General features: G+C 31.7%; 22 protein-coding genes. 14 read left to right on the forward strand and 8 right to left on the reverse strand.

Annotated elements, in window-relative coordinates; all coding sequences use genetic code 11:
* The first annotated feature begins 14 nt into the window (after positions 1 to 14).
* Together corA and COJ46_RS14055 are read left to right on the forward strand one after the other, a co-directional pair.
* Positions 15 to 959, forward strand: a complete 945-nt coding sequence (corA, locus tag COJ46_RS14050; protein WP_097975733.1) for a magnesium/cobalt transporter CorA — start codon at positions 15 to 17, stop codon at positions 957 to 959.
* A 164-nt stretch (positions 960 to 1,123) separates the two neighbouring features.
* The gene (locus COJ46_RS14055; protein ID WP_097975732.1) at positions 1,124 to 2,440 is read left to right on the forward strand and encodes a sensor histidine kinase; all 1,317 of its coding nucleotides are present in this window, start codon (positions 1,124 to 1,126) and stop codon (positions 2,438 to 2,440) included.
* Positions 2,441 to 2,615: 175 nt separating this feature from the next.
* On the opposite strand, the gene COJ46_RS14060 is transcribed toward COJ46_RS14055, so the two are convergent.
* The 5 genes from COJ46_RS14060 to COJ46_RS14080 all read right to left on the reverse strand — a co-directional run bounded on the left by COJ46_RS14060 (position 2,616) and on the right by COJ46_RS14080 (position 6,680).
* A complete protein-coding gene (locus COJ46_RS14060; protein ID WP_097975730.1) occupies positions 2,616 to 3,926 on the reverse strand; it encodes a DUF3967 domain-containing protein in 1,311 nt (436 codons plus the stop codon).
* Between the two features lie 281 nt (positions 3,927 to 4,207).
* On the reverse strand, positions 4,208 to 4,471 hold the full coding sequence (locus COJ46_RS14065) for a phage holin (RefSeq protein WP_088013908.1): 264 nt from the start codon (positions 4,469 to 4,471) through the stop codon (positions 4,208 to 4,210).
* 198 nt (positions 4,472 to 4,669) lie between these two features.
* On the reverse strand, positions 4,670 to 5,209 hold the full coding sequence (locus tag COJ46_RS14070) for a YkyB family protein (RefSeq protein WP_025568646.1): 540 nt from the start codon (positions 5,207 to 5,209) through the stop codon (positions 4,670 to 4,672).
* Between the two features lie 146 nt (positions 5,210 to 5,355).
* A complete protein-coding gene (locus COJ46_RS25355) occupies positions 5,356 to 5,727 on the reverse strand; it encodes a hypothetical protein (protein ID WP_176522504.1) in 372 nt (123 codons plus the stop codon).
* 119 nt (positions 5,728 to 5,846) lie between these two features.
* Positions 5,847 to 6,680, reverse strand: coding sequence for a metallophosphoesterase (locus tag COJ46_RS14080; RefSeq protein WP_176522513.1), 834 nt, complete (start codon positions 6,678 to 6,680; stop codon positions 5,847 to 5,849).
* A gap of 122 nt (positions 6,681 to 6,802) precedes the next feature.
* Here COJ46_RS14080 and fadH point away from each other — a divergent pair, with 122 nt between their 5' ends.
* Both fadH and COJ46_RS14090 read left to right on the forward strand, forming a co-directional pair.
* A complete protein-coding gene (gene fadH / locus COJ46_RS14085; RefSeq protein WP_097975726.1) occupies positions 6,803 to 7,567 on the forward strand; it encodes a 2,4-dienoyl-CoA reductase in 765 nt (254 codons plus the stop codon).
* 13 nt (positions 7,568 to 7,580) lie between these two features.
* The gene (locus COJ46_RS14090) at positions 7,581 to 8,795 is read left to right on the forward strand and encodes an EAL-associated domain-containing protein (RefSeq protein ID WP_176522512.1); all 1,215 of its coding nucleotides are present in this window, start codon (positions 7,581 to 7,583) and stop codon (positions 8,793 to 8,795) included.
* Positions 8,796 to 9,498: 703 nt separating this feature from the next.
* On the opposite strand, the gene COJ46_RS14095 is transcribed toward COJ46_RS14090, so the two are convergent.
* Together COJ46_RS14095 and COJ46_RS14100 are read right to left on the reverse strand one after the other, a co-directional pair.
* Positions 9,499 to 10,230 carry a class I SAM-dependent methyltransferase gene (locus COJ46_RS14095; RefSeq protein WP_097975723.1) on the reverse strand — a complete coding sequence of 244 codons (732 nt, stop codon included), beginning with the start codon at positions 10,228 to 10,230 and terminating at the stop codon, positions 9,499 to 9,501.
* Between the two features lie 504 nt (positions 10,231 to 10,734).
* Complete coding sequence (locus COJ46_RS14100; protein WP_097975721.1) at positions 10,735 to 10,968, reverse strand: glutaredoxin domain-containing protein; 234 nt, start codon at positions 10,966 to 10,968, stop codon at positions 10,735 to 10,737.
* A gap of 251 nt (positions 10,969 to 11,219) precedes the next feature.
* Between COJ46_RS14100 and COJ46_RS14105 the strand changes: the two genes are divergently transcribed.
* The 10 genes from COJ46_RS14105 to COJ46_RS14150 all read left to right on the forward strand — a co-directional run bounded on the left by COJ46_RS14105 (position 11,220) and on the right by COJ46_RS14150 (position 19,033).
* A complete protein-coding gene (locus tag COJ46_RS14105) occupies positions 11,220 to 11,456 on the forward strand; it encodes a YkuJ family protein (RefSeq protein WP_056474223.1) in 237 nt (78 codons plus the stop codon).
* A gap of 179 nt (positions 11,457 to 11,635) precedes the next feature.
* Positions 11,636 to 12,109: a ribonuclease H-like YkuK family protein gene (locus COJ46_RS14110; protein ID WP_387324921.1), complete on the forward strand. Its 474-nt coding sequence runs from the start codon at positions 11,636 to 11,638 to the stop codon at positions 12,107 to 12,109.
* Between the two features lie 53 nt (positions 12,110 to 12,162).
* A complete protein-coding gene (gene abbA / locus COJ46_RS14115; RefSeq protein ID WP_097975719.1) occupies positions 12,163 to 12,354 on the forward strand; it encodes an antirepressor AbbA in 192 nt (63 codons plus the stop codon).
* A gap of 295 nt (positions 12,355 to 12,649) precedes the next feature.
* Positions 12,650 to 13,096, forward strand: coding sequence for a cyclic-di-AMP-binding protein CbpB (cbpB, locus tag COJ46_RS14120; protein WP_097975717.1), 447 nt, complete (start codon positions 12,650 to 12,652; stop codon positions 13,094 to 13,096).
* A gap of 89 nt (positions 13,097 to 13,185) precedes the next feature.
* Complete coding sequence (locus COJ46_RS14125; RefSeq protein ID WP_141437781.1) at positions 13,186 to 14,055, forward strand: transcriptional regulator CcpC; 870 nt, start codon at positions 13,186 to 13,188, stop codon at positions 14,053 to 14,055.
* A gap of 82 nt (positions 14,056 to 14,137) precedes the next feature.
* Positions 14,138 to 14,854 carry a 2,3,4,5-tetrahydropyridine-2,6-dicarboxylate N-acetyltransferase gene (gene dapD / locus COJ46_RS14130; protein WP_069035532.1) on the forward strand — a complete coding sequence of 239 codons (717 nt, stop codon included), beginning with the start codon at positions 14,138 to 14,140 and terminating at the stop codon, positions 14,852 to 14,854.
* 240 nt (positions 14,855 to 15,094) lie between these two features.
* Positions 15,095 to 16,204 (forward strand): N-acetyldiaminopimelate deacetylase, encoded by a 1,110-nt coding sequence (locus COJ46_RS14135; protein ID WP_097975713.1) that lies wholly within the window; start codon positions 15,095 to 15,097, stop codon positions 16,202 to 16,204.
* 117 nt (positions 16,205 to 16,321) lie between these two features.
* On the forward strand, positions 16,322 to 16,864 hold the full coding sequence (locus tag COJ46_RS14140) for a peroxiredoxin (protein ID WP_097975712.1): 543 nt from the start codon (positions 16,322 to 16,324) through the stop codon (positions 16,862 to 16,864).
* Between the two features lie 329 nt (positions 16,865 to 17,193).
* Positions 17,194 to 17,649, forward strand: coding sequence for a TlpA family protein disulfide reductase (locus COJ46_RS14145; RefSeq protein WP_069035534.1), 456 nt, complete (start codon positions 17,194 to 17,196; stop codon positions 17,647 to 17,649).
* Positions 17,650 to 17,998: 349 nt separating this feature from the next.
* Complete coding sequence (locus COJ46_RS14150; RefSeq protein ID WP_097975710.1) at positions 17,999 to 19,033, forward strand: cytochrome d ubiquinol oxidase subunit II; 1,035 nt, start codon at positions 17,999 to 18,001, stop codon at positions 19,031 to 19,033.
* 64 nt (positions 19,034 to 19,097) lie between these two features.
* Here the strand turns inward: COJ46_RS14150 and rnjA are convergent, their stop codons facing one another.
* Positions 19,098 to 20,765: a ribonuclease J1 gene (rnjA, locus tag COJ46_RS14155; RefSeq protein ID WP_097975708.1), complete on the reverse strand. Its 1,668-nt coding sequence runs from the start codon at positions 20,763 to 20,765 to the stop codon at positions 19,098 to 19,100.

Raw genomic sequence — 20,765 nt, forward strand, 5'->3', positions numbered from 1 at the left:
AGGTGAATAATAACTTGTTACAAGTAATCGGAATAACTAAAAATAAAGAAATCGACCGTAATATAACAATTGCAGATGCAAAATCAAATGATTACTTATGGTATTGGGTAGATATTGATGAACCGACCGAAGATGAGATTCAACTTTTATCAACCGAATTCAATTTTCATCCTTTAGCGATTGAAGATTGTTTGGAATATGTACAACGACCTAAACTTGACTACTATGAAGGATATCATTTTTTAATACTGCATGAATTAAATAAAATAGACTTAGAGGAGACGGAACTAGATATTTTTGTAAGTGATCATTATGTTATCACATTTCATATCCATAAAAGTCCAACTGTACAACTAGTTTTAGATAATATAGTGTCAGATCGTCGAGCTTCGAAGAGTCCACTTCATTTAACTCATCGAATTATTGATGAGCTTGTTGATAGTTATTTTCCATTAATTTATCGTTTGGAGGATGAACTCTCAGACCTAGAAATTGATCCTTTAAAGAAACAAGTAAATAATGCTGTAGAAAGATTATATGATATTAAATCGGATTTATCGAAATTAAGAAGGACGATTTTACCAACTCGTGATTTATTATATCGAATCCTTAATTCGAATCGATTTAAAGATATATCTGAACATCGAATTTATTTTGAAGATATACACGATCATTTAATGAAGCTTTCGGATATGATAGAGACCAATCGAGATTTAGCGTCCGATATTCGAGAAAGCTATTTTTCATTAAGCTCAGAAAAAATGAATAATATTATGAAAACATTAACAATCATATCATCTTTCTTTTTACCACTAACGTTTATCGTAGGTTTATACGGAATGAATTTCCATTATATGCCAGAATTAACATGGAAATATGGATACTTATTTATTTTAATTTTAATGGGATTTGTTACCATCCTAATGTACATATTTTTTAAAAGAAAAGGTTGGTTTTAAGTCGTTAAGCACTTAAGCTTGACGACTTTTCTTATATTTTAGAATACTTTGTAATAATGTGTCTTACTATGTAGAAATGTTTTTTTCGAATTTTTTGTATTAATAATTAGAAGTTTAAATAACTATGTTATAATTTGTTGAAAGAAGGGGTGGGGGACACTTTAATGCTGCAATTAAAAGATTTATTAATTCAATTTGCAATCATAATCATTCCGGTCTTTTTATACGAAATGTTCTGGCTTAGTAGATACCACAATACAAGCCCGAAACAAAATAGAATATTAGTTGGATTGCTAACTTTTTTTAATATTTTTATTTGCTTGCTTTACCCAATTCACATTAGTGAAAGCATGGCTATTACTTTTAGTATTTTATTAATCTATTCATCTATTTTATATGGTGGAAGATTGATTGGAACGATTATTATTTTAACGAAAGCAGTTTTTGTGTATTTGCTATATGGTTTAGCATCTTTGAAATCTTTTCCATTTGAAGTGATTTCGTGTATCTTACCATTTATAGTTTCACCACATTGGGTTAGTTTTTCTAAACGAAAGAAATTTGCTTTAAGTATATTAATGCCAATTTTATTTTCGTTCAGTATGGTCTGTTTGCTTTATTATGAAGCAACGGTAAATGGTATAAAAGAGTACCAATCAGATCAAACAATTTTTTCGGCGTGCATATTTTTTACTGTTTTAACAATTACAATGCTGTTTCATGTTTATTTAAGAGAGTTTTTATTTGAAAATGCTGAAATTCGTGTGCAAATGCAGAAATCAGAGAAATTGAATATGGTGAGTGAACTTGCGGCGAGTGTAGCTCATGAAGTTAGAAATCCATTAACAGTTGTAAGGGGTTTCATTCAGTTAATTGAGAATCAAGAAAGTGGAACGAATCGAGAATATATGAAACTTGTATTAGCTGAACTAGACCGGGCAGAAAATATCATTTCAGATTATTTAAACTTAGCTAGACCTCAAATTGAAGAAAAGAAAATAATCAATATGACAGAACAACTGAATGAAGTAACAACATTAATGTCAAGTTACGCCTCACTGCAGGGTGCTTTCCTACAAGTAAATGTAAATGAGGATATGTATACTGTTGGAGATCGAGCTAAGCTTAAACAAGCAATCATCAATGTTCTAAAAAATGGTGTAGAAGCTATAAAGGACACGAAAGGCTATATTAAAATTGAAGCAAATATTGAGAAAGTAAGAGATCGAGAGTACATAAGAATTGTTGTGAAAGATAATGGAGTAGGTATGTCGAAAGCACAATTGGATCGTTTAGGACAACCTTTTTATTCTTTAAAAGAAAAAGGCACAGGTCTAGGTCTAATGGTTACTTTTAGTATTATCGAAGCTCATAAGGGAACGATTGAGTATTTAAGTGAAGAAGGCAAAGGGACTGAAGTTCATATTGTCTTACCAGCTTATCTTCAAGAACAGAGTGAAGAGGTACAAATGAAAGAATAAAGAGAAGGGAAAAATCCTCTCTCTCAGACTGCCCGCCAAACGCTTGCAATCAGTCTGAAAATCAAGTTTTTTGTATTTTGTCTACACAGCTTAGAGAAGGGAAAAATCCCTTCTCTTTTCAAACTAAAAATCTTTAAATTTCATAATAGTGTAAAAGTGCTAAATAATAAACAAATTATTTTACTGACTTAGGTTTAAAAAAGAGTGATTTAATTGCATTTTTCCAGTCTCTTTCTTTTGAGGCAGCTACCATCTTCTTTGTTTCCTGTAATTCTCTAATCATCCTCATTAATTGAGCATCTCGACCAGATTCTTTTGATTTAATTTCTTCAAACATTTGCTCTAATTTTTCATCTTTTTCTTCAATTACTGTTGCTAATCCTTGAAGTTCTTCACTTTTTTCTTCAACCGAATATAAGATCTTTTCTAACTTTTGATCCTTCTCCAAGTTCTGTTTGATTAATGTTTGATTTTGGGTTAGGATTTGTTCATTTTGATATGCTAGATTCGTAATTTGGGACATAAACTCTTCAAACATAATTTGATTAGAATTTGTCGGTACAAAAGTAGTAACATTCTCTTTCGAAACGATAGGTTCCGTTACTACGTTTGATCCATTTAATGTTGAAAGAACGACTTCATCAGGTAGTTTATTATTTTCCTCTAGTACTTGTTCAACAGTCATTTCTTCAAAACGATATTCTTGGACTTCCTCATCCTCAGAAACTTGATCTGTTTGATTTGATAATGCACCAGATCCTATAACAGTCTCTTCTTTTGGTAAAGATTGCTCTAGTACGACTTCTTCAATTATTTCTAATTGTGATACAGAGTCCTCAAACTTCCCAGTATCTTGTGAAAAAGATTGCTCCATTACGCATTCATCAATTGTTTCTAGTTGAGAAAGTGAATCTTCTAAATGCTTTGTATCTTGTGAAGTTGTTTGATTGATTTCTACTACTTCGATTGATTCTAATTGGGAGACAGACGCTTCTAAAGGTGCTTCTTCTTGTAAAAGTGAATGATGGATTAATTCCGAATCAATTGTTTCTATTTGGGAATCTGCTTCTTCAACAATATCATTCTTTTTTACTTCAATTAATGCCATTTCATTCTTCATGTCAAAATTTTTATGTATGTTATTTTCTAGAGGAATATTCGGGGTGTTATTTGTAACGATTTCAGTATTTTTTTCTGTAATTTCATTCTCAATTGAAGTTGTTTCACTCACATGAACTTCAGATTGATTTTGTACTGATTGGTTATTTAATGCATATTCAACTGATTGTAAAAGATTTTCATTCGTTTGGTACTCTTTAATGATCATTTGAAATAATTCGAAATCGTTTTGATTATAGATCCTAGTATCTTGGTTCTTTGTAAATTGATAATCTTTCTTTTCTAGTTCCTTACTAATTTCTCTTACACGAGATTTACCTATTTTTAATTTCTTTGAAATGTCTTTACTTGTAAAAATTACTGACATTTGATATCCTCCTGAAAAATATGTGTTTTTAGAACATTCAATACAAAGTTAAATTTTTCCTACCTAATCTACTTAAAATAATTCTACAATGTATAACAAAGTCCATATGATTACTAAAATTAAAATCAATATATGAGGAAAAATAGTGAAAAATAGAAAATATTACTTAAAAAGTAGCATAAATTCGACTAAAAAATTGAGAGTGACACAATGTTTAATCACTCTCAAACCAAATCTTTAAATTTGTAATCTAATCTATTAAAAAGTAGACATAAAGTAATCTATTGATCCGAATTTGTCTGCTTATTTGTTTTTTCTAATCCTGCTTCTTGAAGTACAGCCTTTTGAGCTTGTCCTTTTTTACCTAAATAATTATGCTTAGCACCGAAATATAAAATAAAAAGGAATGAAATTATATTAATTACAGCATCAATTTGTTCATTATTTAGGAATTTAAACCCAAAAGAATTTAGTAACAATTGAAGTGCAAATAAGAACCCAGCAACATAACGAATAATATCTTGTAAGTTATTATTACCGAACATATCAATCACCCCCTATTGATATAGTATGCTTGTCTCACGTAATAGGTGAGACAAAACTACTATAAAATGAGAGGAAAATAATGAATTTCCGTACATTCAAATAAAAAAGGGAAGAATTAAAAACCCTTTAATTTAAAAGGTCTTATAATCTTCCCATTTAATCTATATTAATGTTATTTTAGTAAGAATAGTTTCAACTTATTTCTCTTGCTTACCTTTATTTTTACGAATTGGTTCACTCGGAAAAGTAAATGTAGAGTTATTTAGAAATGAAGAAGCTCTTAAAAATTGCCCTGGGGTATTTCTTCGGTAGTTCGATCCGTTTTTGAAATGGTTTTCAGATTTAACGTTTTGAATACCTAAGAAATGATGAAGTATTTTTTTGGCATAGCTTAATGACATGGAAACTTTTGGGTTACGATGAGTATTTTCTAATATTCCTAAATGCGGGAGAAGTTTAAAGTCTTCTTTTAACGGTGGTATATGAAAGAAAAAATCTCCACAAGCAATCAACACGTCAGATTGTTGTTTACTTGACTTGGGATTATTTGAAAAATGTAATCCAACTTTCTTAGCAATTCCTTTATCAATAAGCTTTAATATAGCTTGTCTTTTTAGTGAATATAGTTCACTTGGTTCAAGTGCTGTTTTAGCATGTTTATTTACAACAAATATTGCCTGAAAAATTTCTTCATTTGTAAAATTTAGTTTATTCAGGCTAGGTTCTTTCGATTTCATGCTTCTTGGTTACCTCCAAAAAATAATAGATATGAGTATATTATATCTTTTGTTTAAATTTTTTCAAATCAATTCTAGAGAAGTGGTTATATAATAAAAAGCTAATCGAAATAATATTCATTAATGCGACTAGCTTTTTTATTTAATTAGTATGGATAGGGTCCTATATTACCTGGCGAATTTAATCCTGCATTACTAGGTAAATAAGCACCAGGATTTACAGGTGGGTAAGGTTGTTGGTATCCAGGGTACCCGCCACCGAAGCCACCACCAAAACCACCACCAAATCCACCACCGTACGGAGGATATGCTGGGTATGGTCCATATGGCGGATAATAAGGTGGTCTAAACGCTAGTGCACCTAACGCGAATCCGCCTGCTAATCCCGCTAATCCTCCTATTATTGGCAAAAATGGGAAAAAAGGAACAAAGCGTTGTTCGTTATGATCAAAGTAGTAGGATGGAGCATGATCTTCTCTATAATAATAATTTAAATTAGGGTGATATTGATAATTCATGTATTTAACCTCCTCTCTTGTCTTCAATATTAGTGTATGGAGTACTAAAATAATTGAGCAAGTACCCATAAAAATAGGTAACCAACCTAGTATGGGTGAAATCTGTGAGAATTATATTTTTACTTATTAATTTGGCCAGTAATTTCAATTGATACGATTTCAGGTGGAGTAAATAGGCGAATTGGTAGTTTAGTTGTCCCAATTCCATTTGAAACGACTAAATGACTATTATATTTACTTGATAGGGTGTAAACACCTCGGTTGTATTTCTTTGCATAAGGAGGCATTATAAAGGACTTATATAAAGGTAAATAGATTTGTCCGCCATGACTATGGCCAGAGAGCTGAAGATTAATCGGATAGTTTTTCGTCAAATCAGCAATGTCGGGTTCATGAGCTAGAACAACTGTATAACTATTTTTTTGAATTCGTTCTAAAATGTCATTATATTGTTTGTTTCCTAGCATATAATCATCGAGACCGATAAATGAAACTTTTTGTTTTTGAACGTAATAAGTTTTTTCTTCGTTTTTTAATAATATAAAATTGCTTTCGGTTAACAGCTCTTCGTATTGTTCAGTAAAATAACCTCCATGATCATGGTTACCGTATATTGCAAGCTTTCCTATTTTTGGATTAAGTTCTTTTAAAAGCCGAATAACTTCATTCTTGTAAGAAAATTTTCGTATATCACTAACCAAATCCCCAGTAAATAGAATAAAATCAGGCTTCATTTGGTTTATATTTTTTACGACCATATTAAATCGATCTATATCTTTTTTATTATTAAAGTGAGTATCAGAGATTTGTATTAATTTAATAGTAGTATTCGAATTTAACCGATCGTCTGAAAATGTTAAATGCTTAGTTCGAATTGATGTTGGCTCAACATAGACTGAATAATAGATTGTACAAATTAATAGTAAAAAAAATGATGTAAGTTTTATTTTCAATTGTCCCCCGACCTTTTTAAAGAAATAAATACTGCATACTATATTAAATAGTTTAATTGTTAAAAATATTCTCAAAATAACAAAATGTTGTTAAACTATTGAATACAAAGGGAGTGATACGAGTGAAGGATAAGGTTGTGATCGTTACTGGTGGCTCTAGTGGTATGGGGAAAGCAATGGCTATGCGTTTTGCAAAGGATGGTGCAAGAGTGGTCATTGCGGGAAGAGATATAGAAAAATTAAATAGTGCAAAAGAAGAAATTGAACAATTTGATGGTCAAGTATTACCAATAGCTATGGATGTACGGGATCCCGAATTAATTAAAAATATGGTAAATGAAGTTGATCAAACATTTGGAACGATAGATTTCTTAGTAAATAATGCGGCTGGTAATTTTATTTGTGCTGCAGAGGATTTGTCTGTAAACGGTTGGAATACGGTTATAAATATCGTTTTAAATGGAACCTTTTATTGTAGTTCTGAAGTAGGACGGTATATGATACAACATAAAATAAAAGGTGCGATTACAAATATAATAGCTACATATGCCTGGGATGCGGGGCCTGGAGTCATTCATTCTGCATCAGCTAAAGCTGGTGTTCTTGCTATGACAAGAACTTTAGCAGTTGAGTGGGGTAGGAAATATGGAATTAGAGTCAATGCGATTGCGCCTGGTCCTATTGAGCGGACAGGTGGAGCGGCTAAACTATGGCTTTCTGAGGAATTAGAAAACAGAACAATACAAAGTGTACCACTAGGCAGATTAGGTACTCCGGAAGAAATAGCGGGACTTTGTGCATATTTATTTTCAAATGAGGCTGGTTATATTAATGGTTCTTGTTTTACAATGGATGGAGGACAGTCCTTACATCAATACCCATTCTAGAAGGAGGTTCAAAATGGATCCTTTAGACGTAATAAGTAACTTAGATAAAGTCGTACCATATTTTCAACCAATATATGGAGCCGATACACAAAATTGTGTAGGAGTAGAGGTTGTTGGTAGACTAAAACTTGAAAATTTACACAGCCTTGAATTCTTCTTTGCAAATGATTTGGTGCCAGATGACTACTTATTAGAGGTTGACAATCATATATTAATTCAAGCTCTCGATGAAGTTGTACATTCTAAATTCGATGGTGGTATTTTTATTAATCGTCACCCTTCAGCGCTTCTTTCAGATGACCCAGAAAATCTATTATCGATTTTACAATCATATGAAGAAAAGGGCATACAACTAAATAAAATTGTCATTATTCTTCAACATCAACTGTTTTATGGTTTTGAGAAAGAACTAAAAAATTTAATTACATATTATCAAACTTATGGTATTAAATTTGCGATTAATAGCGTAAATGAGAAGTTAATTAACTTAGAAAAACTTCGGTTTTTGTCTCCTGATATCATTAAAATAGATTTTAAAATGGTTCAACAACTTCATACATCATCATTTCAAGATTTATTAAATTCCGTAATTTATGTGGCAAGAAAAGTAGGGGCATCGATGTATTACGATGGAATAATCGATTCAATTCAATTAAGAAATGCATGGAAGAATGGTGGAAGATTCTATCAAGGCGCATACTTGTTTATACCACAACCATCAATTAGTCAGTTAAATCATGAATGTGAGCCACTAAAGAATGATATCTTAAAATATATTCGAGGCGAAAAGAACAAATTAATTGCGCTTAGAGATATGACTAATTTAATTCAACAAAAAGTCGAATCGACAATTAATAAATTTAAATTAGGAGCGGATTTAAATTCATTTTTAATGAATATATCAAGTGAATTAAATTCCTTTTGTTTTAGGATGTATATTTGTGATGAGGATGGTTTTCAGCAATCAGCTAACTTATTTAAAATTAATGGTGAACAGTGGGAGCTTCAAGAAAAGTATAAAGGTAGAAACTGGAGCTGGAGGCCGTATTTTTTAGAAACCGTTTTGAAAATGCAATCAAACGATCAGGGACAATTATCAGATATGTACAGAGATATTGAAACCGGTGAAAAGATTCGAACGTTTTCTTATCCAATGAATAATGGAAGCTATTTATATATTGACTTAAGTTATGATTTTTTATTTAAACATAATGAGTTACTTTTTTAACGACTCTCTTATAAGATTTAATCAGAAAATGACTGTCTTTGAAGAAAGGCAGTCATTTTCATGCTATTGAAAAACAACCATGTCAATTAAATTACCAAATTTTCGTAAAAGGAGTAGAGTGATGTTGATTTCCATTACAGGATGCTCGCTTTCCATGGGGCNNCTGCGGGGTCTTTAGCCTTCTCGCTAATCCCATAGGAGTCGAGCATCCCTCCATTCCAATCAACTTATTCATCAAAAACTGTCTGCGATAACCCCTAATCAAATAGCCTTTACTTAGAGTAATCTAACAGTGGTATATTAATCAGATTGTAGATCAATTAATATTGAACATATATTAAATTAAACAATCGAATTGGTTTTCTAAAAAAAGCTCATAATATTTTTAACTTCTAAAAAAAATCATTTCTAGTGTTATTGAAATAATGAAATTGCTCAAACATATTAACATTTAAAACCATTTAAAGATCAAAAAATGCTAATTTTATCATTATAAAATGTTCACTTAAAGTCCGTTTTCCCTTTTGACGATTTTATATTTCAACACTCTAAAAATGACTATCTTTGAAAAAAGGCAGTCATTTTTTTTGATAGCAAAAAAATTTGTCAATTAAATAAGTACTGTCATGTTGATTTCACGATGCTTTTTTTATTGGAGTGGAAGACGACTTGAGCCTTCCCGCATCTCCAAAAATTTATAATTTTATTTAAAACAAGAAAAGACAAGTACGATTGGTATTCTTTGTCTTCTTAAAAACTCTTCTTCACTTTTAAAATGTATTTGTTTTGGAGTACCTTCATGTAATTGGTCGATCCGGAATCCAGTTTTTCTTAAAAGATTAAAATATTGTTCAATTGTTCGATGGTATTTGACTACTACTTTATTCATCCATGGTTCTTTTCTTTCACCAGTTCGAAAGTAATCATCTACAATCCAATTTTCGCGTCGATCTCCTGAGAGTTTGCTTAAAAAGGAGGCAGTAGTTAATGGATGTTGTACACTAAATATAAAATGGCCGTTTTCTTTTAAGCTGTTAAATATTTTTTGAAATACTAGCTCAATGTTTGAAATATAGTGTAGTGCAAATCTAGAAGTGACAAGTTCAAATGAATTCGTAGGAAAATGATAATCCTCGATTGAAGTATGATGGATGGTTCCTACTGTATCCTTTAAATTAGTCAATGCTGCTTTAATCATGTGATCTGATCCCTCGATACCTGTATAGGTTTTAGCTCCTAGTAGTAGAAGTTCATTACCGAAGGAAGCGTCACCACAACCTAAATCTAATATGTTTTTTCGATCAACTTTCCCAATTAGTTCATTGATGATTGGTCCTTCGATTGCATTATTAGGACTATCTTCTCTATTTTTTCGTCGAATGTATTCTGAAAAAAAATCATCTTGATTGTAAACCGTTGAACCACGATACTCCATAATAACACTCCCTAACCGTTTAAAAAATTTTAAAAAAATTGAAAAGTAGACACAAATTATCTAACTTTAACATTAAATTTGATCTAGATAAAGGGAGAAATTACCTAGTAAAAAATTTTGATTTGGAGCATAGGGTTTTAGTTGATCTTAATCAAAAATCGACGAATTCATATATAATAGCCTATTTAAATTAAAAGTAGTGTTTTTCTCTGTCAACTAATGTAAAAAAGATAAGAACGATTCGTATAGTATATGTCAATATAATAATGATACGATTAGTAAAAGTTCAGCCTGAGGAGGATATAATTTGAGAGGACTTATTTCGAAAGTTCTTTTTGCATCGTCCGTCATGTTTTTTGTTTTTCATTTTATAGGAGTTGGGTAATTAGGAACTATTTTTTGGACATGTCGTTGAAACAATCTTAAAAACAAATGTAGTATAGAATGATAAAAAACACCTAAATGAATGTTTATTTAGGTGTTTTTAATTTGATAGATAATGGATTAACGTTTTTGTAATGCTGCTTCAATTTGCTCCATCTGAACGCCTCTAATAACTTCATCATCAATTATTAAAGTAGGTGTTGAGTATGAATCTAACTCAAACATCATTCTTTTTTTAGCACCTTCATCTTGTGATACGTTATATTCAATATAAGAAGCATTCATTTCTTTTAAATAATTTTTCAAAAATTCACAAGGAGGGCAACCATCTTGTGTGAATAATTCGATCTTCATAAAACGACATCCTTTTTTATTTTTTCTTAAAGCATTTGTATAAAACCATTATGACATAGAAAAATATAGTATATAAAGAAATTTGTTTTTTAGTTGAAACGACTATTTTTCTTGAATTTATCTTGAAATACAAGTATTCTTATTAATGGACACTTACATAGCTGAAATCTATCAGAAGTTTTTTGGATAGAAATTGTAAGAAAGTAAAACCTATATTTAGGGAATGACACATGGTAGAAAGGAGTTCTAATATGTCTTTATTATTAGGAATTTTAGAACGCTTAGAAAGTTTAAAACAACAAGCTACGAACGGTGAGGTTGCTCAAAGATATTTTGAAGTTAACGGTGAAAGAAAGTGTAGCGTTAAGTATTCTGAGAAAAATGAAACTTTTGAATTAGAAGTATTTCAACAAGGTGAAAAACCACAAACGTTCCCATTCGATAATATCGATATGGTAGCAATTGAAATATACGAAATTATTTCATAAGAAAAGAAAAAACAAGCTAAGCTTGTTTTTTCTTTTTTTTTTTAATATTTTATTACAAAATAGTATGGGTGTGCTAATCCCAATTCTTAATGAATACATTATTATGTATTGTTATGAATAGGGAGGTCATATACGTGAATAAAGATCAGTATCGATTTTACAATGTAAGTGAAAGAAATATGAGTTTTGATCATGTAGTTGATCGGCTATATCATTTTGTAAAAAGTGATCCTAATAAACAATATCGACTTTCCATTGGAACAGATTCTCAAGTTCATAGTAATGGAACTAAGTTTATTACAGCACTTCACTTGCATCGGGTAGGTAATGGCGCTTGGGGATGTTTACATACTTGTTGGCATCACAAGAAAATCCGAAATTTAAAAGAGAAAATATTTCTAGAAACTATGTATAGTCAGGAAATAGCTTTTTTATTATCACCCTTTCATTTAGAAAAAATTTTTAGTCCTCTTCATGAAAATGCTAATTCGAATAATTTTAGTTTTGAAATTCATCTAGATATTGGTACGATGGGGCTAACGAAAGAGTTTATACAAGAAATGACATCTAAAGTAAGTGCAATGGGCATCATTCCTAAGATAAAACCTGATTCTTATACAGCATTTAGTTATGCAAATAAATTTACAAAATAAGAAGTTTAAACTAAATAAACATTGATTAAAATGAGGATTAGGAGGGATGATGGATGTTAAGTGAACAAAATTTCACAGAAGATGAATTGTCTTTATTGGTCGACACAGTGATGAAACAAAATTATGCAATTGAACTCATTTCATCACAGATAACTGATATAGAAAATGGTTTAATGGCTGCAGGCGAGGATCAATACGAAAGATTAATACATTTATATCAAAAATTAAGGGATTTAGGGCTATGAAGACAAATATAGATGAACGTTTAGATAATAAATTATTTATCTAAACGTTTTTTTGTTTTTTGAATAGTTATAGTTAAATGAGTAAATTTTTAAGAAAAGTTAAATTGGAAAGGGGTTACAAATCTGATAATATAGGGATGGGGACATAGTCCTTAATCTAATAAAATAATGTATAGAATTTTTTCTATACAGATGATGAGCAAAGTTGTATGTGTATTTATTTGATGTTTATTTATGAATTGATAATTTCTACCATTTTTAAATACTTTTGCTTTTCTATTGGGGGACGATGTTTTTGATTAGTATTGATGGTTCACAATTTTTTGAACATAAAGTAGAAGAATTCATTATTTCAAGTGAAAAAGTAGCTCATGTACAAATTGGCAATAGTTTGGAGCATGCCTTATTAGTACTTACAAAATCTGGATATTCTTCAATTCCAGTGTTAAATCCAAAGTTTCAGTTGCTAGGTTTGATTAGTACATCTATGATATTAGATGGAATACTTGGATTAGAAAGAATTGAATTTGAACGTTTAAGCAATATGAAAGTTGAAGAGGTAATGGGAACTGAAATACCATTATTAAAAACGACTGATACACTCGCTAAAGGGCTTGAATCTGTAGTTGATCATCCTTTTGTATGTGTGGTTGATGCTAATAATACGTTTGAAGGTATATTAACTCGTAGAGCGATTTTAAAACAATTGAATAAAAATGTTAGAAGATATAATAAGCATTAACGATAAAAAAGTAAGTCATCATCAAATTGACTTGCTTTTTTAGTGTTGAACAGTCTGATCCAAATAGGTTTAAGGCAAGGGGGGCTTATGTGCAAATTGATGATATACGTTTAATAATTACTTTGTCTGAAGAAAAGAATATGAGGAAGGCAGCTGAGAGGTTGTTTGTTTCTCAACCAGCTTTAAGTCAAAGACTACAAAATTTAGAGAAGCAGATTGGTAGTGAATTGTTTATTCGCTCTCAAAAAGGTTTGATTATTACGGCCTCTGGTGAAATCATATTAAACTACGCGAAAAAGATGGAAGAAACGTATCAAACAATGTTAGAGCAGTTACAAATTTTAAAATCAGATATTTCAGGGACTTTAAAGATTGCCGTTTCATCTGTTGTTGCGCAATACTGGTTACCGCCAGTTTTAAAAAAATATGTGTCAAGCTATCCAGAAGTACAAGTTTCACTTTTTACCGGTTGGAGTAGTGAAATCACAAATCGCTTATATGAAAATGAAGTTCATCTAGCAATTGTTCGAGGAAACCAAAATTGGTTTGGAGAAAAGGAATTACTGTTTTCTGATGAATTATTATTAGTTGATACAAAAAAACATAGTCTTGAGGAATATAAAACGATACAAAGACCATTTATTCAGTTTAAAAGTAATTCAAATTATTATCAGTTGATCCAGTCATGGTGGTATGAGCATTTTAATTCATTACCAAAACATGAAATTGTAGTCGATCAAATTGAAACATGTAAGCAATTTGTATTGAATGGACTAGGCTTTGCGATCTTACCTTCCTCGGTATTACATGATGTTATTGATGAAAATATTATAAAAACACCTTTAATTACTAAAGAACAATCAGGCTTATATCGCGATACATACTTACTTTATAATCGAGATACATTGAAATTAAAACAAGTAGAAGGATTTATAGAATCAATTCGAAAAAAAAATTAAGATTAATCGACAAAATGTTGCTAGTTACTTACTAGATTTGATAGAGTATTCTTATTGATAATAATAAAGGGGGCAATTCATTATGAAATTAATGGACGCAAATGAAATTATTGCATTTATTGCAAATAGCACGAAAAAAACACCTGTAAAGGTTTATGTAAAAGGTCAATTAGACAAGCTTACTATTTCTGAATCAGTTCAATCATTTATTTCTCAAAATTCTGGAGTTTTATTTGGTGAGTGGGATGATGTTAAAGTAATCCTTGAAGAGCAAAAAGAATACATAGAAGATTATGTAGTAGAATCAGATCGTCGTAATTCAGCGATTCCACTTTTAGATGCTAAAGGTATTAAAGCTCGCATCGAGCCAGGTGCGTTTATTCGTGATCAAGTTACAATTGGAGACAATGCAGTTATTATGATGGGTGCTGTAATTAACATCGGTGCTGTAATTGGAGAAGGAACAATGATCGATATGAACGCAGTACTTGGTGGACGTGCTACAACAGGTAAAAACTGTCACGTTGGTGCTGGAGCTGTTTTAGCTGGCGTAATTGAGCCACCATCAGCAAATCCAGTTATTCTTGAAGACAATGTATTAATTGGTGCTAATGCAGTAGTTTTAGAAGGTATTAAAGTAGGGGAAGGCGCAGTAGTAGCTGCAGGTGCAATTGTTACTGAAGACGTTGCTCCTTACACTGTAGTTGCAGGTGTTCCTGCTAGAAAAATCAAAGATATCGATGATAAAACAATTTCAAAAACTGAAATCATTCAGGCTTTAAGACAACTAAATCAATAATAACAAGAAGTAAGCGTAGAATTTATTTTTCTACGCTTACTTTATAGACATTATATTAAAATATAAGTTCAGAACTGATTACAGCATTTGACTTACGAGGCGTGAAGTCTGATAAGGAGTGAAGTTACCTTAGACGGTAATGAGCATCGCTCAACAGGCGAAGCAACGAAGAAAGCGAGTGTTTGGTGGGCAGTCTGAAGCGTAGAATTATATTCCTACGCTTTTTTTGGAGGAATTAAAATGGATTCATTTATTAAAATTAGAAGGGATTTACATTTGATCCCCGAACTTGGATTTCAAGAATTCAAAACACAAGCGTATTTACTAGATTATTTATCTAGTTTAGATCAAGAAAGAATGGTAATTGATACTTGGAGAACAGGTATTTTCGTTCGAGTAAAAGGGTTAAAACCTACTAGAACAATTGGTTACCGTACAGACATTGATGGATTACCAATGAAAGAAAACACAGGTTTAGAATTTTCATCGATTCATGTAGGTAATATGCATGCCTGTGGTCATGATGTACATATGAGTATTGCACTTGGTGTTCTTACTAACCTTGTTAATGAGCCAATAAATGATGATGTCGTTTTTATTTTTCAACCTGCAGAGGAAGGTCCTGGTGGAGCGGAACCTTTACTTAAAAGTGAAGAATTTAAACCATTTAAACCAGATATAATCTATGGTTTACATATCGCTCCAGAATATCCTGTTGGTACAATTGCGACGAAACCTGGTATGTTATTTGCTCATACATCAGAGCTTTTTATTGATTTTCATGGCTTAAGCGGTCATGCAGCTTTCCCTCATTTAACGAACGATATGATCGTTGCATCAAGTCATTTTATCACTCAAGTACAATCAGTTGTATCAAGAAATGTTAATCCATTAGACAGTGCTGTCATTACGATTGGAAAAATAACTGGTGGTACAGTTCAAAACGTTATTGCAGATCATGTTCGAATTGAAGGTACGATGCGAGCATTAAGTGAAGAAGCAATGCTAAAATTAAAAAATAGAATTGAAAGTCTTGTGAATGGATTTCAAGAGAGTTTTCAGTGTAAAATAAAAGTAGATTTTGGAAGTAATTACTATGGAGTAATCAACGATGAATCGTTGACGAATGAATTCTTTAATTTTGCGAAACAATATGACGGTATTGAGGCCGTCCGTTGCAATGTTGCAATGACAGGTGAAGATTTTGGTTATATGACAAAAGAAATTCCAGGCCTAATGTTTTGGATCGGCGTAAATTCAGAATTCGGACTCCATAACCAAAAATTAAATCCAGATGAAAATGTGATTCCTTTAATGATTCGATTTATTTCGGACTTTTTGAAACAATAACAATGAAAATGATTTTCAGTTAATAATAATTATAAATTAATATTGACTTTAAATAAGTAGTTTACTATAATATCACTTGTATGATAAATAGTTACATAAATATTGGAGGTAATAACGATGGCAGAACGTTTAGTAGGAAAACAAGCACCACGCTTTGAAATGGAAGCAGTTTTAGCAAATAAAGAATTTGGTAAAGTAAGCTTAGAAGAAAACATGAAAAACGATAAATGGACAGTATTATACTTCTATCCAATGGACTTCACATTTGTATGTCCAACTGAAATCGTAGCAATCTCTGATCGTTACGAGGAGTTTGAAGATCTTGATGCAGAAGTTGTAGGTGTTTCTACAGATACAATTCACACTCATTTAGCATGGATCAACACTGATCGTAAAGATAATGGCTTAGGTCAATTAAAATATGCATTAGGTGCAGATACAAACCACGCTATTTCTCGTGACTATGGCGTATTAATTGAAGAAGAAGGTATTGCATTACGTGGATTATTCATCATCAGCCCAGAGGGTGAATTAATGTACCAAGTAGTACACCACAACAACATCGGTCGTGAAGTTGATGAAGTTTTACGTGTACTTCAAGCTTTACAAACTGGTGGACTTTGCCCAGCTAACTGGAAACCAGGTCAAGCAACTCTATAATTCTAAACAATTAAGAATTAATGTCAAAGGTCTAACTTATAGTTAGGCCTTTTTAAACACAATAACGAAAAGTGGAAGGCGTTTGTTAAAGACCGACAAGCATAAGGCAAGGGCCGAGAAAAGTTGGTTTTTACTTTTATCGGTCATTGACTTATGACCTCGAGGGTCTAACGCCTGGAACTAGACAAAACGAAAAGTGGAAGGCGTTTGTTAAAGACCCGACAAGCATAAGGCAAGGACCTAGAGGGCCAAACGCCTATAACTAGACAAAAACTAAAAGTAGAACAAGCTTACTTAGAGCTAATGAAAACAAGTAGGAGGACTATAAAATGAGACTTCGCTCACCAATGCCTGAATTAGATGGTGCAACAACAGTATTAAATGGAGAAATTCAAAAAGAAAACTTAATCGGTGACAAACCAACATTAATTCATTTTTGGTCTGTTAGTTGCCATTTATGTAAAGTAGCAATGCCAAACATTAATGCTTTTAGAGATGAATATAAAGATCGATTAAATGTAGTAAGTGTTCATATGCCAAGATCTGAAGATGATTTAGATATTGATAAAATTAAAGAAGTTGCAAACGAACACGGCATTACACAAACAATACTAGTTGATAACCAACATACTATTACAGATGCTTTTGAAAATAAATATGTACCATCATATTACGTATTTGATAAAACAGGTGTATTACGCCACTTCCAAGCTGGAGAAGGCGGAATGCCAATGTTAGAAAAGCGTGTTAATCGAGTGCTAGATGAAGCAGCAAAAGTAGAATAGTATAGATTCAATCATCACTTAAGAGACTTTTTTTAAAGTCTCTTTTTGTATGTAGAGAAAATACAAAAAATTTGAGTTTCAGACTGATTGAAAGCGCTTGTCTTTCGAGGCGCGAAGCCTGGTGAGGAGCGGAGTTACCCTTGACGGTAATGAGCACCGCTCAACAGGCGAAGCAACGAAGAANNAAGAAAGCGAGCGTTTGTCAACAGTCTGAAGAGACTTTTTTTGAAGTCTCTTTTTTGTATTATCCTAATCTTCGTCTTGAAACTAGTAGAAAGCGTATTTTATAGGTATAATTAAAGTAAACTAATCTTTAGTTTAAGGAATTATTCTGTAGGAGGAAAAAAGTTTGGAGATTCAAACAATCGCAATCTTTATCTTATGGTTGTTTTTATATGCCTACATGATTATTGCTTCAATTGATTTTGGTGCAGGATTTTATGCGTTTTATGCGATTTCAACTAAAGAAGAACCAAAATTAATTGGCTTAATAAATCGACATCTTTCATCTATTTGGGAACTTGCTACCTTATTTTTCATTTTTTTCTTTGTAGGTGTAGTTGGTATATTCCCAAGGGTAGCATATTATTATGGTGTTCCTTTATTAGTTCCGGGTAGTGTAGCAATGATTTTTTTAGCAATTAGGGGATCGTTTTATACTTTTCAGCAATATGGAGAAAATAGGAGTAAGTTCTTTTTAATTTTGTATGGCGCGACAAGTCTATTAATACCTGTTACATTATCTACTGTTTTAACAATTTCTGAAGGTGGATTTATTATCGAGAATGGAACAGATATACGATTTTATCCATTTAAATTGATTACGAATTCTTATTCTCTATCCGTTATGCTATTGGCTGTATGTTCAGTATTATTTATTAGTGCAATGTTTTTAATTTATTCTGCAAAACTAATCAATGATTCGGAGTCGGAAACTAAATTAAGAAAGTATGTACTAGTCTGGTCATTGCCAACTATTATTTCGAGTATCATCGTATTTTTATCAATGAAATTACATAATAAAGTTCATTTTGATCGAATGCATAATGTATGGGAATTCTTTCTGATCTCTTTGATTTGCTTTTGTATAGCAATTTATTTTGTTATAAAAAGAAAAAGATATGGTTTAGCGTTTATATTAGTATTATTACAATATTTCTTCGCATTTTTTGGGTATGGTATAAGTCATCTACCATTTATCTTATATCCATATTTAAGAATCGAAACAAGTTTTGCTAAGAGTAGTTTAGCAATCGTACTAATTATTCTGTTTGTTGTATTTTTTATCTTATTTACTGTGTATTTTATATTTTTAGTTCTTAATAAACCTTTTTTTATGAAAGTGTTTTTAAAAAGTAATGAAAAAAATGACTTTCAAGATTAATAAAAAAGGGCGATTTCAAAAGTATTTTTACTTTTGAAATCGCCCTTTTATCATGTACTAATGATTAAACTTCCATAATAATTGGGAGAATCATTGGTTTACGTTTTGTTTTTTCGTATAAGAAAGGTGATAAAGTATCAGTAATTTCATTTTTGATCTCAGACCATTGAGAAGTTTTACGTTCCATGATTTTGTTTAAATGAGTAGAAATCATTGCTTGTGCTTCATTTATTAAATCGCCACTTTCTCTCATATAAACGAAACCGCGTGAAATGATATCTGGTCCTGCCGAGATTTTAAATTCCTTCATATCGATGCTTACGACAACGATTACAAGACCTTCTTCAGATAAAATTCTACGGTCTCTTAAAACGATATTACCAATATCACCGATACCGCTTCCATCAATATAAACATTACCAGAAGGTACTTTACCTGCAACCATAGCCTCATCTGCACGAAGAGCTAAAACCTCACCATTATCCATGATAAAGCAGTTTTCTTCAGGTACTCCACAGTCCATAGCAAGCTTAGCATGCATGCGCTGCATTCTATATTCACCGTGAATCGGCATAAAATACTTAGGCTTCATTAGTCTAAGCATTAATTTTTGCTCTTCTTGACCGCCATGACCACTAGTATGAATATCATTTAATGAGCCGTGAATTACTTCAGCACCAGCACGGTATAGTAAGTTGATTGTACGATTTACACTCATGGTATTACCTGGAATTGGTGAAGAAGAAAATACTACAGTATCTCCAGGAATAATTTGAATTTGACGATGTGTACCATTTGCTATACGTGATAATGCAGCCATAGGCTCACCTTGACTACCTGTACATAAAATGACTAATTGATTTGCCGGAATACGATTAATTTGAGATGCATCAATAAATGTATCCTTAGGGCATTTAATATAACCTAAGTCATGACCGATCTCGATATTCGCTTCCATACTTCTACCAAAAACAGCAATTTTACGTCCAGTTGCCATAGCAGATTCGACAACTTGTTGAAGACGATGAATATTAGAAGCGAAAGTAGCAAAAATGATACGACCATCAACCTTACGGAAAATTTCACTGATCGTGTCACCAACTTTTCTTTCTGACATCGTAAAGTGAGAAACCTCACTGTTCGTACTATCTGAAAGTAAGCATAAGACACCTTCTTTTCCTATTTCAGCCATTTTAGTTAAATTAGCCGAATCTCCAACAGGTGTGAAATCAAATTTAAAATCACCTGTATGGACAACTTGTCCTTGAGGAGTTTTAACGACGATACCATAACAATCAGGAATACTATGTGTAGTACGGTAAAATGTAACACTAGTTTTTCTGAATTTGATGATGTCATCTTCTTTGATTTCTATTAATTTAGCTTTACGTAATAGACCGTGCTCTTCAAGTTTATTTTTGATTAAAGCTAAGGCAAGTTTACCACCATAAATTGGAATGTTTAATTCTCTTAATAAATATGGAATACCACCAATGTGGTCTTCATGTCCGTGAGTGATAAATAAACCTTTAATTTTTTCCTCATTTCGAACTAAGTAGGAATAATCAGGTATAACATAATCTATCCCTAGTAGCTCATCTTCAGGGAACTTGATTCCGGCATCTATTAATATAATTTCATCTTGATATTGTACTGCGTATGTATTTTTACCAATTTCCCCTAAGCCACCTAGTGCGAATACGGCAGCTTGATCATTTTTAAGAAATTTCAT

It is taken from the genome of Bacillus sp. AFS077874 (assembly GCF_002566505.1).
GTDB lineage: Bacteria > Bacillota > Bacilli > Bacillales > Bacillaceae_G > Gottfriedia.

What these genes read in the sequence shown, in the direction of transcription:
- rnjA (WP_097975708.1), bottom strand. Translation starts at nt 20,765, where the DNA reads ATGAAATTTCTTAAAAATGATCAAGCTGCCGTATTCGCACTAGGTGGC.
- COJ46_RS14145 (WP_069035534.1), top strand. Translation starts at nt 17,194, where the DNA reads ATGAGACTTCGCTCACCAATGCCTGAATTAGATGGTGCAACAACAGTA.
- COJ46_RS14100 (WP_097975721.1), bottom strand. Translation starts at nt 10,968, where the DNA reads ATGAAGATCGAATTATTCACACAAGATGGTTGCCCTCCTTGTGAATTT.
- COJ46_RS14140 (WP_097975712.1), top strand. Translation starts at nt 16,322, where the DNA reads ATGGCAGAACGTTTAGTAGGAAAACAAGCACCACGCTTTGAAATGGAA.
- COJ46_RS14070 (WP_025568646.1), bottom strand. Translation starts at nt 5,209, where the DNA reads ATGAAATCGAAAGAACCTAGCCTGAATAAACTAAATTTTACAAATGAA.
- COJ46_RS14065 (WP_088013908.1), bottom strand. Translation starts at nt 4,471, where the DNA reads ATGTTCGGTAATAATAACTTACAAGATATTATTCGTTATGTTGCTGGG.
- COJ46_RS14060 (WP_097975730.1), bottom strand. Translation starts at nt 3,926, where the DNA reads ATGTCAGTAATTTTTACAAGTAAAGACATTTCAAAGAAATTAAAAATA.
- COJ46_RS14110 (WP_387324921.1), top strand. Translation starts at nt 11,636, where the DNA reads ATGAGTTTTGATCATGTAGTTGATCGGCTATATCATTTTGTAAAAAGT.
- dapD (WP_069035532.1), top strand. Translation starts at nt 14,138, where the DNA reads ATGAAATTAATGGACGCAAATGAAATTATTGCATTTATTGCAAATAGC.
- COJ46_RS25355 (WP_176522504.1), bottom strand. Translation starts at nt 5,727, where the DNA reads ATGAATTATCAATATCACCCTAATTTAAATTATTATTATAGAGAAGAT.
- abbA (WP_097975719.1), top strand. Translation starts at nt 12,163, where the DNA reads ATGTTAAGTGAACAAAATTTCACAGAAGATGAATTGTCTTTATTGGTC.
- COJ46_RS14090 (WP_176522512.1), top strand. Translation starts at nt 7,581, where the DNA reads ATGGATCCTTTAGACGTAATAAGTAACTTAGATAAAGTCGTACCATAT.
- COJ46_RS14095 (WP_097975723.1), bottom strand. Translation starts at nt 10,230, where the DNA reads ATGGAGTATCGTGGTTCAACGGTTTACAATCAAGATGATTTTTTTTCA.
- COJ46_RS14105 (WP_056474223.1), top strand. Translation starts at nt 11,220, where the DNA reads ATGTCTTTATTATTAGGAATTTTAGAACGCTTAGAAAGTTTAAAACAA.
- COJ46_RS14135 (WP_097975713.1), top strand. Translation starts at nt 15,095, where the DNA reads ATGGATTCATTTATTAAAATTAGAAGGGATTTACATTTGATCCCCGAA.
- COJ46_RS14055 (WP_097975732.1), top strand. Translation starts at nt 1,124, where the DNA reads ATGCTGCAATTAAAAGATTTATTAATTCAATTTGCAATCATAATCATT.